The following is a 16111-nucleotide window of genomic DNA, read 5'->3' as shown; positions in this document are numbered from 1 at the left end:
CATATCTTAAGAAAGTTAAGACGAAAACTTTAGGGGATCTCGAAAAATAGCTTGAAGCGAAGCAAGAATATGAGATCATAGATACCAAAGTATCGCCAAAGCAGTGTCTCAAGATGAGTCAATTAGGATTCTGGGATTGGGAAAAACGACATCAGTATTTGGAGGAGAAACAAGATATCCTCGTCAAGCTCAATGAATGGATTCCTTGGGAAGAATTTAGAGAGATTCTCAATCAGGTTCAACCAAAAGAGAGAAAAAGTAAGGCGGGCAGGAAAGCAATAGATCCCGTACGAATGTTCAAATTGCTGATACTGCAAAGGCTCTACGGTATTAGTGATGAAGCTCTAGAATATCAAGTCAATGACAGGCTATCATTCATGAAGTTTGTCGGTTTGGGCATCGAAGATAAAGTACCAGATGCGACAACAGTCTGGCTATTTAGACAAAAGCTAGTAGAGCAAAAGCTAGCGGCAGCACTGTTTGAGAAATTTGAAGGCTATTTGCAAAAACAAGGATATCAAGCAGAAGAAGGACAAATAATTGATGCAACACTCATCCCAGTACCGAGACAGCGCAATCGTCGGGAAGAGAATGAAGTAGTGAAATCAGGCAAAATTCCCGAAGACTGGAAAGATAAGCCCAGGAAAAAGCGACAGAAGGATTGTGATGCTCGCTGGACAAAGAAAAATCAGGAGAATCACTTTGGCTACAAGAACCACATCAATGTCGATGTGAAATATAAACTCATCAGAAAATATGCAGTGACAGCAGCTTCAGTGCATGACAGTCAAATGTTTGCGGCAGTCTTGGATGGCAGTAATAGAGGGGATGGCATCTGGGCAGACAGTGCTTACCAAATCCAAGTACGGGAAAGAGTATTAGCACTGATGGGTATGGACAGTCATATTCATGAGAAGGGGAACCGTAATCATCCCCTAAGTGAGACACAAAAAGCCAGAAATAAAGAACGCTCTCATGTCCGTTCGAGAGTGGAGCATATCTTTGGTACTTTTGTGACCTCTATGGGGGGCAAGATGGAAAGGGTGATTGGTCATGCTCGTATTGAGACACAAATTGCCCTGAAGAACTTAGCCTACAACTTCCGACGGTACGTCTACTTGCAGCAATCTTGTGCCTAAAATCAAAAAAAATGGAGGCAAATAGGGTGAATTGACAACATCATATGAGCAAATATTTTTGCTTTTATGCTGTGACTGATAGTTTTTCTCAAAGCCTATCCATTTTTTGAAAATTTCGAGGTTCCCTTTAGACAAAAAAATCCACAAGTTAGTTGTGGATCGAGATTGCCTTCTGATTTTCTTGGAAAATTGCTCAGAACAGGTCTTTTTTAAAGATTAATCGAGGTCAGTATCATCATCGTCGTCATCATCTTCGAAGCCATCTTCATCCATCAGCTCAGATAAATCTTGATCATCTGCCATCTCATCGATCAAGTCGTCTTTTTTCTCGCGGTAAATAATGCGACCGTTTTCTTCTAGCCATTCTAGTAATGATGTCTTTTGCTCGAGGGCAATCACGGAGGCAGGCGCGTATCGAGGTTCTTGGCGCAGGGAAGGATTTTTCATAGTCAAAACTAGGCGATCGCTACGGATATGTGAGCAGCTTTTTAGTATAGCTTATTCAGGATTCGGGCAGGACTTTGGATGGGGTTATTTTTTAAGCCAAAACCGTACAAGGAGTCCCTGGCGTCGGTTCTAAAACCAGGGTGTCGGGTTGTTTTTCGTGGAGCATCTGCTTAAAGTCAGCGACCGTACCTTGGGGTTTGAGGAATTTCATCACCAGCCCTTCAAAGTTGACATCTCCACCAGCGGCGGTGGGCAAAATGACCTGGGGTTTTAGCCATTCACAAACCTGTAGGGCACTGGCTTGACCTTTGATCACGGGGCCGAGGAGGGGCAGGGTGAGATTAATTAATGGCGTCACCACAACGTCAATCGGAGCATACTGCTTCAATTCCGGGGAATGGTAGCCGTGGGGTTCGTAATAGAGCGTTTGGCCAGTGCTGAGATCCTTGAGCAGGTAGCCATTTTCCAAGGTGGTTGGCCCCACCGGAGACCCTTTCAGAGCCAGAATTTCTAAATTATCAATGGTGTATTTCTGGTGATGCTCTAGGGTGTGGATGGTTTGATAACCCAGAGACTCCACGACCTTGGCCGCATTAGGGGAAGCGACAACGGGTAATGCATGATCCAACTGCTCTAGGGTAGGTACGTGGGCATGGTCTGGTAGCCCTTGGGATAGGAGTATTAAATCTATATTTTCGGGAATGGGACGATCCTGGGGGCGATCGCCTTTAAATAACCAAGGCGTATTCCCAAACATCAACGAACCCACTAGCCAAGGATCTAGCAAAATACGTTTTCCGGCCATCTCAATGAGCCAGCTATTACTGTCGAGGTATGTCAATTCCATGGGTGAGCCTAGAGTACTTATTTACAGATCTTAACAATTTCTGTCCTGGGGTTAACGGCGAGACTCCAATACGGCCTGGGGATAAGCAATACGCTTATGGTTGTACTGCTCCCATACTTTTACAAAAACATCCACAATGGACGGCAACTCATTTTTTGCAATGCCAGATTCAGCTAATTGACCATCTTGCCAACGGGCCCGAAATATACGATTGACCATAATTGCCGCCTGGTCTGGGGTCGCTTCTTTCAAGGAACGTAGGGCTGCTTCACAACTATCTGCCAGCATTACCACCCCTGTTTCCCTTGATTGGGGGATCGGGCCAGCATAACGGAATAACTGTTCATCCACACTGTCTGGAGGGTGGCCTTCTTTTTCGGCAAGGGCACGGGCCTGATGATAAAAATACGAAATTTGCATCGTCCCTTGGTGTTCTGGGATGAAGTCACGGATTGCCTTGGGTAGCTTGTGTTTTTTGGCCATTTTTTCCCCTTCCGTTACGTGCTTGCGAATAATCTCGACGCTTTCATAGGGGCTGAGTTGGTCATGTTTATTGGGGCCACCCTGCTGATTTTCAATAAAGCCTTCGGGGTCGTGGGTCTTGCCAATGTCATGGTATAGGGTTCCGGCGCGGATTAATTCCACATCACAGCCTAATTGGCGACCAGCAGCTTCGGCGAGGGAGGCGACAAATAGCGTGTGTTGGAAGGTTCCGGGGGTTTCTTTAGCAAGCTTGGCGAGCAGAGGACGATTCGGGTTGGAAAGTTCAGCTAAGCGAATGGGGGTCAACAGTTCAAAGAAGCGTTCTAGATAGGGGGATAGTCCGAGGGCAATAATAATCCAGACGGTGCCAGAGAAGCCAAAAATTAATGCTTCTGGTAAGAGGACATACCAGAGGGTCTCGGCACTGGCACTGGCAATGAGATTCCAGGCGAGGCTGACGACAGCTTGCATGGCCCCAATGGTGAAGCCAAGGCTGGCTTGTTCTTCGCGCGATCGCAATTTGCCGCTCTGTTGGGCGGCAATGATTCCGCCGACGGTGGCCGCAATGAGGTGATCCCATTTAATGTTTTCGTTGCTAATGCCCGTAATCCCGGATAAGAGGGCCACTTGGGTGATCGCAATGTGGGGATGGTAGAGGCTACCGGTGAGTAATCCGACGGCTGGTAAGTTGTTGTTGTAGGGAAATTTCGTCAGGCCCAGGAGGGGGGTACTCAGGCTAATGAGCAGCAGCAGCACCCAATCACGCCGCCGCAGGTTTTTCTTGGTTTTGGTAACGACAAGGATGGTTATGGCAACGCCACCGCTAACTAGGAGCGCATAACCGCCGAGACCCAACCAGTTAATTTGGCGATCGCTGAGGCCAAAGCCATCGAGTAGCACAAAATCTTCCTGGCTAATTTGCTCTCCCTTGGTGACAATGACCTCGCCCGAATCAATGCTTACAACGACGGGTTCTACGGCAAGGGCTGCCTGTTCGGAACGGCGTTTGGTTTCTTCGCGGTCTTCGATCAGGTTGGGGCGCAGGGTTTGGCTTAAAGTGTCGATGGCAAAGGCGCGCCCGGATCTATCGTTTTCGAGTTGTACCTGGATAGTTTCTTGGAGGAGGCTTGGGGAAATGCCTGGGGGAATCCCTTGGGTCAAAATGCGATCGCCAGCCTGGAGAATATCATTACGAACTTGCTCCCATTCTGCGTCAGACAGGCGGAGTAAAAAGGTTTGGTGGGTTTGAAACAGGTCAGTGTTAAAGGTGGTTTGGGCTTCGGCGATCGCCTGTTGGTAGCCTTCCCGGGCCACCATGATCGTCGTGATCACCCTTTGCACTGCCGCAGGGCCAGCTCCCCCGGCATAGGCGTAGAGTTCCCGGGTCGGGGTCGCCAAATTTGCATCCGTGGGCAGCAGGGTATCAAGGGGCGGCAGGGGAGAAATTTCGAGTTGATCGGCGATTGCCAATACTGTTTCCCACTGGGCAGCGCTGGCTTGGCGGAGTGTTGTTTGGCTTGGAATCGATAAAATTTGGGGATCGAGAAAGGGAAATTCACCGGAAATGGTACGGACTCGGCTAATGTCATCGAGGAGGGTTTTGAGGTCTTGCTTGATAGCTGGCGTAACTTCTGGATCTCGCTTCAAACTAGGGATTGCGCCCTGGCGAATTTCCTGGCGTTTTGCCTCAGTGGTCTTGGTATCCTCAAATTCACCATCGCTGGGAGCCGTGATCGTCTTCGGGGCAATGGTATCCACCGCCAGTTGCGGCTGGTTATAAAAGCGATCGCCAATTACGCTAGTCAAGGACGTGACCGCAACCACTGCCAATACCGAAGCAGAAAGTTGACTAGGCGATTTCCGCCGGGTGGGAGATTGCCCTTGGCCCCGATGCTGTTTGGAATTAGACCAAAAATTCATATGCAAATTGAAAAAAGATGCGATTCATTCAGACGTCCACCCAGTGCAGAAAGATGCAATCGATCGCGGGATGCTAAACAAGGTGGCGTTGGGAAATAAGTTGAAGCTGGGGACGATATTGGAGAACGGACTGACTTGCAATAAGGGGTACCTGCTCCAACTGTAACTGATTTTCTGGGGGAAGTCCCGACCAGCGGCTCCAAAACCGTAAGACTTGGGTTTCCATTGCCTCTAAATCATGGTGTAGCCGTAAACATAGGGGTAAATGGCGATCGCCCCGGAGGACACCGACAAAAATGGCGACCCAAAGGCTGATAATACTCGATTCTGACCGGACTAGGGCGAAACTCTCTGACCAACGCCCGTCACCATAGGCGATCGCCCCATAGATTAGCAAAAGTTGTCGCGTTGCCTGATCAAGCTGTTTTTCGGCTCGAATCGTCCGACTGAAGCTTGTCCAGGTCTGTTGGGGAGTCCAGGGGGATGGTAGTAGTGTGCCGACCGGGGAATATTGCGCGATGTGGGTGCGGAATGTCCCAGGGGTGAGTTTTTCTCGGAAACAAGCACTCAAGGCTCCAGCCAAATCCAGCACCATAGGGTACTGCGCCGGGGGCAGGTCAAATTTTCCCAGGTGATCGCCTAAATCCTGGGGATCTTCATGGCAAAACACCAACAGTGGCAACAACAACAACGCATTTTCTAAGGGCTCTTCGGTGAACGGGGGCCGCCAACTGCCCGGTGTGCCGGTTTCGCTGTATTGGTTCATCAGGGTCTGCATTGGAAGGAGCAGGGGCGAGGTGTCATGGCCCTCAAATTGGCTGGCGATCGCCAACATCATGCCCAATAATCGGTGATAAAGACTCACAATCATTCCTGAACCTCCCCCTCGGAAGCCTGCCACGCTTCCCACAGATCTGGCCGCCGGGCCTGGGTGCGTTGGATTTGCTGGGCTAAACGCCATTCCGCAATTTTTTGGTGATTACCAGACCGCAAGACCGCTGGTACTTCCCACTCCCGAAACTTAGCCGGGCGCGTATATTGCGGATAGTCCAACAGCGGCACCTGAAAACTATCGGCTTTCAGGGATGCTTCTTTGCCCACCGTGCCCGGCAGTAAGCGAATCACGCCGTTGAGCAACGTTAATGCCGGAATTTCGCCACAGGTCAAGACAAAATCGCCCAAGGAAATTTCCCGGGTTACCAAATGCTCCCGCACCCGTTCATCGACCCCTTCATAATGGCCGCAGATTAGAACCAACTGGTCATAGGTGGTTAATTCCGCCAAAAGTTGTTGGTCGAGTCGTTGTCCCTGGGGTGTCATCAAGATCACTTCCCGCTTAGGTTGCATGGGTAAAGACTCGACTGCGGCGAAGAGGGGTTCTGGTTTTAATAACATCCCCGCACCGCCCCCATAGGGTTCATCATCAACGCTCCGGTGTTTATCCGTCGTGAAATCCCTGGGGTTGGTGAAGTTAACGGTGGCAATGCCTTTCCCTAAAGCTTTTCCCAGGAGGCCGGACTGGAGCGGCGAGGTAAAAAAATCTGGAAAAAGGGTCACAAGATCGAAATGTAAAGCCATAGAAAAAGGGGGAGTGAAAGTGATGGTTTTTTGACCTAAAAAAGAATAATCAGCTAATTTGAGAATGACAAGGACTATGCAATAATTGTGGGGATTTTTCTGGATTTCTCTGGTTCTTTTGGTAAGGGTTCAGACCGCAGGAATCTGGTCAATGGCTCGGCCCCCATGGTGGCTTCACCAAGTGCAAACGGATCTGGAATTTCGCCTCTCACCTGTCCTCAAGATTAAACTAATGCCGTCAGAAACTTCTCTTGCTCAGCAAACTTCTTTTAAGAGTTCCATCCTTGTCATTGGGGGAGCGGAAGATAAGGTTCATGGTAAGGAAATTCTCGCTTCGTTTTTCCGACGGTCTGGGGGCACTGGGGCGGCGATCGCCATTATTCCATCGGCATCCCGCGAACCGTTACTGATTGGCGATCGCTACCAACGGATCTTTGAGGATATGGGCGTCGCAAAGGTTAAGGTCTTAGACGTGCGCGATCGCATCCATGCTGAAGACCGCTATTACCAAGAATTTGTTGAAGATTGTACTGGCGTTTTTATGACGGGCGGCGACCAGCTTCGCCTCTGTGGTCTACTTGCAGATACGCCACTAATGGAACGCATTCGTCAACGAATTCACAGCGGCGAAATCACCCTCGCTGGCACTAGCGCCGGGGCCGCGGTGATGGGCCACCATATGATCGCTGGGGGCAGTAGCGGCGAATCTCCCAACCGGGGTCTGGTGGATTTGGCCATGGGCCTGGGGATGATTCCAGAAATTATCGTCGATCAGCATTTTCACAACCGCAATCGCATGGTGCGTCTCCTGAGTACGATCGCCGTGCATCCAGACCGCCTGGGGATTGGCATTGACGAAGATACGGCGGCGGTCTTTGAACAGGAAGGGTACTTAGAAGTCCTGGGCCGGGGGACAGTCACCATTGTTGATGCCCAGGATTTGACCCACACAAATCAGTCCCGTGTCGATACATCGGAACCGCTGAGTCTCCACAATTTGCATCTGCATATTCTCTGCCATGGCGATCGCTATGACCTCAAAAACCATCGGCCAATGTCCGGAAACCTTTAAATGATGGTCACTAACCGACAAATAATCCACGAACAAATTGTCCTAGAATAATTAGCAATTCTAGGGCGATCGCCAAATGTCATACTCCAGTTCACCATTTCCCCTTGACAGGCCACTGCTGCGGATAGCATTGGTCTAACGCCGCTTATCGTCCACCCAGCGGCATTTGCGCCCAGCCCCACCAGACTTTCAACCACGCCAACCTATGAGAATCCTCAAGACCCTAACCCTCAGAGGCCCCAATTATTGGAGTATTCGACGCAAAAAGTTGATCGTCATGCGTCTCGATCTCGAAGAAATTGCGGAAATCCCCTCCAACGAAATTAGCGGATTCTACGAAGCCCTCAGCGAAACCCTCCCGAGTCTCGTCGAACACCACTGCTCCCCCGGTTGCCGGGGTGGTTTTTTAAGCCGTGTCCGGGAAGGAACTCTCATGGGTCACATCGTGGAACATGTCGCCCTCGAACTCCAAGAATTAGCGGGTATGCCCGTTGGGTTTGGTCGCACCCGGGCCACTGGCGATCATGGTGTCTACAATGTCGTTTTTGAATATATTTATGAACAAGCCGGACGTTATGCCGGACGGGCCGCCGTACGCCTCTGTCAATCCATCCTTGATACTGGGCGCTATTCCCCCAAAGAACTAGAGCAGGATCTCGCCGATCTCAAAGATCTCTGTGCCAGTTCAGCCCTCGGCCCCAGTACCGAAACCATCGTCAAAGAAGCCGAATCCCGTGGGATTCCCTGGTCATTGCTCAGTGCCCGTTCCATGATTCAACTGGGCTATGGCCTACATCAGCGACGACTGCAAGCCACCCTCAGCAACCAATCTGGCATTTTAGCCGTTGAATTAGCCTGTGACAAAGAAGGCACCAAAAATATCCTGGCCGATGCGGGTGTCCCCGTGCCCCGTGGTACCGTGATTCGCTATTTAGATGACCTTGAGGATGCCATTGAAGATGTCGGTGGCTATCCCATTGTGATTAAACCCCTCGATGGCAACCATGGCCGTGGCATTACCATTGATATCAAAACCTGGGCCGACGCAGAACACGCCTACGATCTCGCCAGTGAAGCCTCAAAAACCCGCTCCGTCATCGTAGAACGTTACTACAAAGGTAGTGACCACCGGGTATTGGTTATCAACGGTAAGCTCGTTGCTGTCTCCGAACGGGTACCAGCCCATGTGGTCGGGGATGGTCACTCAACCATTGAAACCCTCATCGAAGAAACAAACCGCGATCCAAACCGGGGCGACGGCCATGATAATGTCCTCACTCGCATCGTCATCGACCAAACAGCCCTGAAGGTGCTCGATCGCCAAGGCTTATCCCTGGATACCGTACTCCAGGACGGAGAAATTGCCTATTTGCGAGCCACGGCGAACCTCAGTACCGGGGGTATTGCCGTTGATCGTACCGATGATATCCACCCCTACAATGTGTGGCTCTTTGAGCGGGTGGCCAAAATTATTGGCTTGGATATTGCCGGGATTGATGTGGTTACTGAAGACATTACTCAGCCCCTCCCCGATACCGATGGGGTGATTGTGGAGGTCAATGCGGCCCCTGGTTTTCGGATGCACGTGGCGCCAAGCCGTGGTTTACCCCGAAATGTGGCGGCTCCGGTACTGGATATGCTCTATCCCGATGGTGCCCCCAGTCGGATCCCCATCATTGCCCTGACGGGAACCAATGGCAAAACTACCACTACCCGTTTAACGGCCCATATCTATCGCCAAACAGGAAAAGTCGTGGGCTATACCAGCACAGATGGGGTTTACATCGGTGATTATCTCGCCCAAAAGGGTGATAATACTGGCCCCCAAAGTGCGGCGATGATTCTCCAAGACCCAACGGTGGAAGTGGCCGTCCTGGAATCAGCCCGGGGCGGTATTTTACGGGCTGGTTTAGCCTTTGATCGCTGTGATGTAGGAGTCGTCCTTAATGTCGCAGCAGATCACCTAGGTCTAGGGGATATCAATACCATTGAGCAAATGGCCCAAGTCAAGGGCGTGATTGCTGAAACGGTTAGTCCCGATGGCTATGCGGTTCTGAATGCGGATGATCCCCTCGTTGCCGCCATGGCCGAAAAGGTGCGGGGTAAGGTCACTTATTTTTCGATGCAGCCGGATAATCCCTTGGTTTTAGAGCACATACGACGGGGTGGCCTCGCAGCGGTTTATGACAATGGTTATCTGACGTTGTTAGAAGGGGAATGGAAGCTGCAGGTGGAGCATGTGAAGCACGCGCCGGTGACAATGGGGGGCATGGCTCCGTTTATGATCGCCAATGCCCTCGCTGCTTGTTTGGCCGCCTTTGCCCAGGGCGTTGATATTGAACATATTCGCCAGGGGTTACGCACCTTTAAGCCTTCGGCAGCCCAGACCCCAGGACGGATGAACCTTTTTGATTTGGGAACGCACCACGCGCTGGTGGACTATGCCCATAATCCGGCGGGTTATGAGGCCGTTGGTGCCTTTGTGAAAAACTGGCCCGGCGAACGAATCGGGGTGGTGGGTGGCCCTGGCGATCGCCGCAATGAGGATTTAATTTTGTTGGGGCGCATTGCCGCTGCGGTTTTTGACCGAATTATCGTTAAAGAAGACGATGACAAACGGGGCCGCCACGCAGGGGAAGTGGCAGATTTAATCCGCCAGGGGATTCAAGAAGAAAATCCCAATTGCCAATACGAGACCATTCTTGATGAACAACGGGCCTTGAATGTTGCCCTCGATGAAGCGCCCCAGGAGGCTCTGGTGGTGATTTTCCCCGAAAGTGTGACCAGGGCGATCGCCATGATTGAGCAGCGCCTACCCAGCCAAACTAACCCTGGCCTGAATGGGACGACGACTGTCTCTTCCGAAGCTCCGGTGAATTCTCCCTCCATCGCTAGTTAAGGGGTCGTTTGTCCGTAATTCACCTAATTTTTTCAAACAAAAAACGAGCATCCTACGCCTGGAGATCAGGGGCGGGCGTTGCCCCTAGGGAAACTAAAGGAATCGTGCGGTAGTTGCCGAGGATTTTTAAAATTTCTGTGTGGGTCTGGAGTTCCGTCAGGGCTGCTTGAACATCGGGATTTGTAAGACAACCATCGAGATCGACAAAAAATAAATATTCCCCCAGGGAGCGTTTCGTGGGGCGCGATTCAATGCGGCTGAGGTTAATTTTGCGGCGGGCAAAGACCTCTAGGGCACTCACGAGAACCCCAGGAATTTTTGCGGGCAGGGTAAAGGCAAGGGAAATCACATCCCCAGCCGTCTGGACGTCCTTCCCTAAAACCCAAAACCGGGTGCAATTTTGCGGAAAATCACCAATGGCATCTACCACGATGGGTAAGTGGTAAAGATGTGCTGCCCGGGGCGCGGCGATCGCCCCTAGGTGAGGATTGTCCTTGAGATTACCCAAGACCGCCGTGGTTGAATTCGCTTCAATGAGCGCCGCATGGGGCAGATGTTTTTCCAGCCACCGTTGGCATTGGGCCAAGGCCTGGGGGTGGGAGCGGACTTCTTTGATCTCGCTAAAGTCCTGGGCAAAGGAAATTAGGGCATGGTGGATGGGCAGAATAATTTGATGGCAGATGGATAAAGGGTGCAATTCCCAGACCAAATCTAAGGCGATCGCCACCGACCCTTGAATCGAATTTTCCACCGGGATCACTGCTAACTGCACCTCATCGTGGGCGAGGGCATACAAACTCTGGGCAATGCTTTGGCAGGGTACTAGATCCACAGCCGGCGATTGTTCCCGCTGCAACCATCCTTGATAGGTCTGTGCCGCTGCTTCGGCGTTGGTGCCCGCTGGCCCAAGGTGAGCAATTTTTATGGTCATACCCGACGATCAATCTGCGAATGTTTCCAATCCTACCAATTTTTAAGGGCGTTGCCGCTGCCGTGGTCGCGTCGTCCACCAGATCATCGCCCCACTGGCCAGGAGCAAAAGCAAGCCCAGGGCATTGAGAAAAGGATAGATCACCTCTAAATTCACAGGGCCAAAATGTCCCCGGTGGAGCTCTAACAACCAATAAAAATCCGCCGTATTGCCCGTCAAAGAAGCCACTTGAAACAGGGATCCCGTCAACACCGTAATCAACAGAGGCGCGACCATAATCGGCACAAGACGGCGGTGGATTTGACGGAGATCGCGTTGGGGAAAAGCCATAGCTGCTGTTACCTCGAAAAATAATCCCCTCTATTGTGGGATGTTTTCCAGAGATTGGTGGGCTTGGGCCGGGGCTGTGGCTTGGAAATATTTGTGGGCCGTATGGGCGAGGGTAATGACCCCTGTCAGAATTGCGCTTTCATCAATGTCAAAGAGGGGATGGTGCAGGGGATAGTTCAAGCGGTTTTGGTGGCCGACCCCCAAGCGAAACATCGTCCCGGGGAGATTTTCGAGGTACATGGAAAAATCTTCGGCCCCCAGGGAAGGCTCCGGCAAAATTTCTACATGGCGATCGCCTAGGGCTTCCCGACTCGCTTGTTCGAGGATTTTTGTCAAACCGGGATCATTTTGCACCGAAGGCACCCCCCGCTGGTAGTTGACCTTATACTTTGCGCCGTAGGTATTGCAGATATTGGCGACAATATTTTCAATCCATTGGGGTAAATCCGCATGGGTTTCTGGGTGGAGTGATCGCACGGTGCCAGTCATGTGTACTTCATCGGCGATGACATTGGCGGCCCGGCCCCCGTTAATTTTGCCAATGGTGAGGACAATAGGTCGCAGGGGATTTTGGGTGCGGCTGATCGACTGTTGCAGGGCCGTGACCACCTGGGCAGCAATCCAAATCGCATCAATGGCTTGGTGGGGTCGCGCCCCATGGCCCGATTCACCGTAGATAAAAATTTCTAAATCATCGGCGGCAGCCGTCAGGGCACCATAGCGAATCCCAATGTTTTTAGCGGGAATGGTCGGGAAAACGTGTAAGCCAATCACCCCATCGATCCCCACCAAGGCACCGTCATCAACCATCCACTTCGCCCCCTGGGCAATTTCTTCGGCGGGCTGAAATAAAAAACGAATATTACCGGCGATCGCCTCCGGGAGTTGGGCCAAGACCATCGCTGCCCCCAGACCCACCGTTGTGTGTACATCATGGCCGCAGGCGTGCATCACCCCCATGCGGGTAGAAGCGTAATCTAATTTTGTACATTCTTGGATCGGCAGCGCATCCATATCGACCCGGATCCCTAGGGTGCGCGGATCGGTGCCTTGGCCCCGGAGGTTACCAACCACCCCTGTTTTTCCCACGGACTCCTGTACCGCAATGCCGCAGGAAGACAAAACCCCAGACACATAGGCCGCTGTCTGTTGCTCCTCGCCGCTCAGTTCGGGGTGGGCGTGGATATGGCGACGGATTTCAATTAAACGGGGCGCTAAGGTTTCGGCAAGGCTTTTAATTTCGGCGAGCATAGGGGCGGTCAACTTTGGACTGGCAGTTGCAATGGAGGTTTAGCCTTTTATTTTAAAACAGCTAATTTGCTGGCGTTGTTCGGAGTTGTTGCTCACTGACGGCGATCGCCCCTGGATTTTTTCAACAACCACCCCACAACAAAAATCCCCAGAAAAACTCCGGGGATCCAACAACCTTCTCCAAAACAAAAGACAAAACGACGAATTTTAAATAATGACAAGCTCAAATCAAACCAGCAAACACAGGTTTTTTAGATGGCACCCATGCTACCTAGGCCGAGGATTACCCCAACACCGAGGATATGTCCGAAACTCGTGGTTGCGAGGAGTGCAGGGAGACCCATGCCACCGAACATATCAGGCATCGGCAATTCGGGGCCTTCGGCGGGGTGCTTAATGGTGGCTTTCCCAATGGCGATCGCCAAAACATTGCAGATCACCATCACAACGGCGACTTTGGGGCTCCAGGCCATGGTGGTGGGCACAGCAGCGGCAAGGGTAAGGGCAAGGGACATAAATCTTGACTCCTAAATAACGATTAAATAAATTTTGGATTTTTTAGCGTAATTGTCCCTAGTTTTGCCCAAAGCTGAGCCTTTGCTTTATTTCCTTTGCAATACTTAGCAACATCGTAAAGTTTTATAAATGGATCGCCCCCATCGGCTACTCAGTACGAATTAATGCCAGTTCAATTTCATCTTCTGTGGGTTGGGCGATCGCTGCCGTCACGTTCGGGCCAAAAAAACGCTCGATTTTTTCCTGACGTGTCTGCCAATCTTCCAGGGAAAATAACGGCGACTTAAATTCCAGTACCAACGCATAGCGTCCTTCCCGGGATTCCTCGCGGATGTGGTGTAATAGAGGCCGTTCCTCGTCCGTCGGGCTTAATCCTAAGCGTTCTAGGGCATCATCTAAATGACAGTCCTGACCATAGCGATACCGGGTCACATCTTTTCTGATTTGCTGTTGGGTTGCCGTTGCCTGGCTTTCCCGCAGTGCTTCTAGTTCCGGTGAAAGCGCTTTGCTGTAGGCGATCGGTTTAATTTCCGCTGCCTTGAGGGCCAACCCCCCCAAAAGAATCGGGATGCCGTAGAACATTCCCGCCAAATTCAAGGTGGCATTACCAAAGCCATAGGCCGCAAAGCCGACCACCGAGAGAATACCTCCCACCACTAAACCCACACTACCCAGGGAAATTTTGCCGAACATCCAGTTGCCCCATTAATCCTAAAAAACACAAAACGTTACTAATCTTAACATGGTGATTTTAAGTGGTTGGTAAACTGTAGTCGCTATTGGGCGTGGAAGGATCAGTAATTGTCGCCACCAAAGTCTTGATCACGTCCTTCGCGCCTTTGCCACCAGTGACAATCACCCGATGGGCTAAAACAAACGGTGCAAGGTATTTGATGTCATCGGTCGTAATGAAATCTCGATCCGCCAAGAACGCATAGGCCTGGGCCGCCCTTTGGAGAGCTACCGTGCCCCGGGGACTCACCCCCAGAATAATCCCTTCGTAATTACGGGATTTTTGGACAATTTTGACAATATATTCCTGGATCGATTTTTCGACGTGGATTTGATTCACAAGGCTTTGGAGTTCACGCATCTCCTCTAGGGAAATACAGGGCTTGAGTTCCTCTGGGGCAATGCGGGATTGGTGGAGTTGGAGCATATCCACCTCCTCAGAAAAGCCAGGATAGCCGAGGGTAAGCGAAAGAATAAAACGATCCATCTGGGCTTCTGGGAGCGGAAAGGTGCCCTGATATTCGATGGGGTTCTGGGTCGCAATCACGAAGAAAGGTTTAGGTACTTTACGGGCTTCACCATCGACGGTCACCTGTTGCTCTTCCATCACCTCAAGAAGTGCGGACTGGGTACGGGGGGTGGCCCGATTAATTTCGTCGGCGAGGAGGACATTGGCAAACACAGGGCCGGATAAAAATTCAAATTCACGGCTACTGGGGTTCCAAATGTTGGTGCCTGTAATGTCACTGGGCAAGAGATCGGGGGTGCATTGAATCCGCTGAAAGCGGCCATTGACGGAACGGGCGAGGGATTTTGCTAAAAGGGTCTTGCCAACGCCGGGGACGTCTTCGAGGAGCACATGGCCGCCACTTAACATCGCCACAAGGACAAGACGAATGGCATCTTCTTTACCGACGATGGTTTTCGAGAGGTTATCGGTGAGGTCACGAATGCGTTCTTTCATGCTGATTGGAGGTGGTGGTGAGCAGGGTACGGGCGCGATCGCCATCCTGGTGAATTTGATTTTGGAGGGCCTGGAGGGAGGCAAATTTTTGTTCTGGACGCAGGTAATGGAGGAGATCAACTTTCAGGTTGGCCCCATAGAGATCCTGGTGATAATCCAAGAGGTGCACTTCCACCGTCGGCAGGGCAGTGGTTGTGACCGTGGGACGACACCCAATGTTTAGTATGCCCCATTGGGCGGTGGGCAAAACATCGCTGGTGACTTGCACCGCATAGACTCCGTATTTCGGTAAAAATTTCGTCGCTTCTCCCTGGAGATTGGCGGTGGGAAAACCGATTTGACGGCCTAATTTTTGACCATGGGTTACGGTGCCTTGGAGGGAATAGGGACGACCGAGCAGTTGATTTGCGTATTGAATTTGTCCCGTCGCCAGGGCTTCGCGAATGGCAGAACTGCTAATTCTTGTTTCGGCTTCCCGGCACAGGGGCGTGATATGAACATCGATCCCAAAGCTTTTGGCGATCGCCTGGAGATCGGTGGCACTGCCGCTCCGCCCCCGACCAAAGGAAAAGTCACTACCGACGCTAATGGACTGGGTTTGCAGTTGCTTGACGAGGATTTCCGCCACAAACTCCTGGGGGGAGAGGGCCGCCAGTTCCCGGTCAAAGGGGAGCAATACCAATTGTTCGATGCCAAACTGCGCCAAAAAGGCTTGTTTTTCGGGGAGGGGGGTCAGGAGATGTTGAGGATTCCCAGAGAAAAATTCCCGGGGGTGAGGGTCAAAGGTGACAACGGTGGCGTAAATTTTGGGAGAACTTCGGGGGCGATCGCCAGCCACAATCCCTTGGGACAGCGCCCTGGCTTGGGTGACTGCGGGGGCAATGACCCGCTGGTGTCCCCGGTGAACCCCATCAAAATTGCCCAGGGCAATGCAAGTGGGTGTTAGCGCTTCAGTTGTTGATGAGATTACCCGCACGCTTTACAGTCCGAAACATTTGACCG

At 51.4% G+C, this 16111-nt stretch carries 15 protein-coding genes; 3 read left to right on the top strand and 12 right to left on the bottom strand.

The features are described 5' to 3' along the window. The first annotated feature begins 113 nt into the window (after window positions 1-113). Window positions 114-1139, top strand: a complete 1026-nt coding sequence (locus FEK30_RS01620) for an IS5 family transposase (RefSeq protein ID WP_138071033.1) — start codon at window positions 114-116, stop codon at window positions 1137-1139. Between the two features lie 216 nt (window positions 1140-1355). Here the strand turns inward: FEK30_RS01620 and FEK30_RS01615 are convergent, their stop codons facing one another. The 5 genes from FEK30_RS01615 to trmD all read right to left on the bottom strand — a co-directional run bounded on the left by FEK30_RS01615 (window position 1356) and on the right by trmD (window position 6414). Continuing rightward, the gene (locus FEK30_RS01615; protein ID WP_041443620.1) at window positions 1356-1586 is read right to left on the bottom strand and encodes a DUF3134 domain-containing protein; all 231 of its coding nucleotides are present in this window, start codon (window positions 1584-1586) and stop codon (window positions 1356-1358) included. A 91-nt stretch (window positions 1587-1677) separates the two neighbouring features. Then, window positions 1678-2433: an MBL fold metallo-hydrolase gene (locus FEK30_RS01610; protein WP_062435773.1), complete on the bottom strand. Its 756-nt coding sequence runs from the start codon at window positions 2431-2433 to the stop codon at window positions 1678-1680. Window positions 2434-2484: 51 nt separating this feature from the next. Continuing rightward, the gene (locus tag FEK30_RS01605; protein ID WP_099238424.1) at window positions 2485-4836 is read right to left on the bottom strand and encodes an HD family phosphohydrolase; all 2352 of its coding nucleotides are present in this window, start codon (window positions 4834-4836) and stop codon (window positions 2485-2487) included. A gap of 73 nt (window positions 4837-4909) precedes the next feature. Then, on the bottom strand, window positions 4910-5707 hold the full coding sequence (locus tag FEK30_RS01600) for a hypothetical protein (protein WP_138071388.1): 798 nt from the start codon (window positions 5705-5707) through the stop codon (window positions 4910-4912). Continuing rightward, window positions 5704-6414: a tRNA (guanosine(37)-N1)-methyltransferase TrmD gene (trmD, locus tag FEK30_RS01595; RefSeq protein WP_138071386.1), complete on the bottom strand. Its 711-nt coding sequence runs from the start codon at window positions 6412-6414 to the stop codon at window positions 5704-5706. The genes FEK30_RS01600 and trmD overlap by 4 nt, the downstream gene beginning before the upstream one ends. A gap of 232 nt (window positions 6415-6646) precedes the next feature. Here trmD and FEK30_RS01590 point away from each other — a divergent pair, with 232 nt between their 5' ends. Both FEK30_RS01590 and cphA read left to right on the top strand, forming a co-directional pair. Beyond that, window positions 6647-7486, top strand: coding sequence for a cyanophycinase (locus FEK30_RS01590; RefSeq protein WP_012308002.1), 840 nt, complete (start codon window positions 6647-6649; stop codon window positions 7484-7486). Between the two features lie 205 nt (window positions 7487-7691). Then, a complete protein-coding gene (gene cphA / locus FEK30_RS01585; RefSeq protein ID WP_138071383.1) occupies window positions 7692-10385 on the top strand; it encodes a cyanophycin synthetase in 2694 nt (897 codons plus the stop codon). A 52-nt stretch (window positions 10386-10437) separates the two neighbouring features. On the opposite strand, the gene pheA is transcribed toward cphA, so the two are convergent. The 7 genes from pheA to FEK30_RS01550 form a co-directional block, all read right to left on the bottom strand. Beyond that, window positions 10438-11316 carry a prephenate dehydratase gene (pheA, locus tag FEK30_RS01580; protein WP_138071381.1) on the bottom strand — a complete coding sequence of 293 codons (879 nt, stop codon included), beginning with the start codon at window positions 11314-11316 and terminating at the stop codon, window positions 10438-10440. A gap of 42 nt (window positions 11317-11358) precedes the next feature. Further along, entirely contained in the window at window positions 11359-11646 is a 288-nt protein-coding gene (locus FEK30_RS01575) for a hypothetical protein (RefSeq protein WP_030006891.1), read from the bottom strand. A gap of 30 nt (window positions 11647-11676) precedes the next feature. After that, window positions 11677-12897, bottom strand: coding sequence for a M20 family metallopeptidase (locus FEK30_RS01570; protein ID WP_138071379.1), 1221 nt, complete (start codon window positions 12895-12897; stop codon window positions 11677-11679). 251 nt (window positions 12898-13148) lie between these two features. Next, window positions 13149-13412, bottom strand: a complete 264-nt coding sequence (psaK, locus tag FEK30_RS01565; protein WP_138071377.1) for a photosystem I reaction center subunit PsaK — start codon at window positions 13410-13412, stop codon at window positions 13149-13151. A 148-nt stretch (window positions 13413-13560) separates the two neighbouring features. Further along, on the bottom strand, window positions 13561-14106 hold the full coding sequence (locus tag FEK30_RS01560; protein WP_138071375.1) for a DUF2854 domain-containing protein: 546 nt from the start codon (window positions 14104-14106) through the stop codon (window positions 13561-13563). Window positions 14107-14164: 58 nt separating this feature from the next. Next, the gene (locus tag FEK30_RS01555; RefSeq protein WP_012307995.1) at window positions 14165-15109 is read right to left on the bottom strand and encodes an AAA family ATPase; all 945 of its coding nucleotides are present in this window, start codon (window positions 15107-15109) and stop codon (window positions 14165-14167) included. Further along, window positions 15090-16085, bottom strand: coding sequence for a bifunctional riboflavin kinase/FAD synthetase (locus tag FEK30_RS01550; RefSeq protein ID WP_138071373.1), 996 nt, complete (start codon window positions 16083-16085; stop codon window positions 15090-15092). Before FEK30_RS01550 ends, FEK30_RS01555 begins: the two co-directional genes overlap by 20 nt. Window positions 16086-16111 lie beyond the last annotated feature (26 nt).

Origin of the sequence: Picosynechococcus sp. PCC 11901 (assembly GCF_005577135.1) — a bacterium.
In the GTDB taxonomy this organism is placed as follows: Bacteria; Cyanobacteriota; Cyanobacteriia; order Cyanobacteriales; family MRBY01; genus MRBY01.
This window is presented reverse-complemented; position numbering and strand designations above follow the sequence as displayed.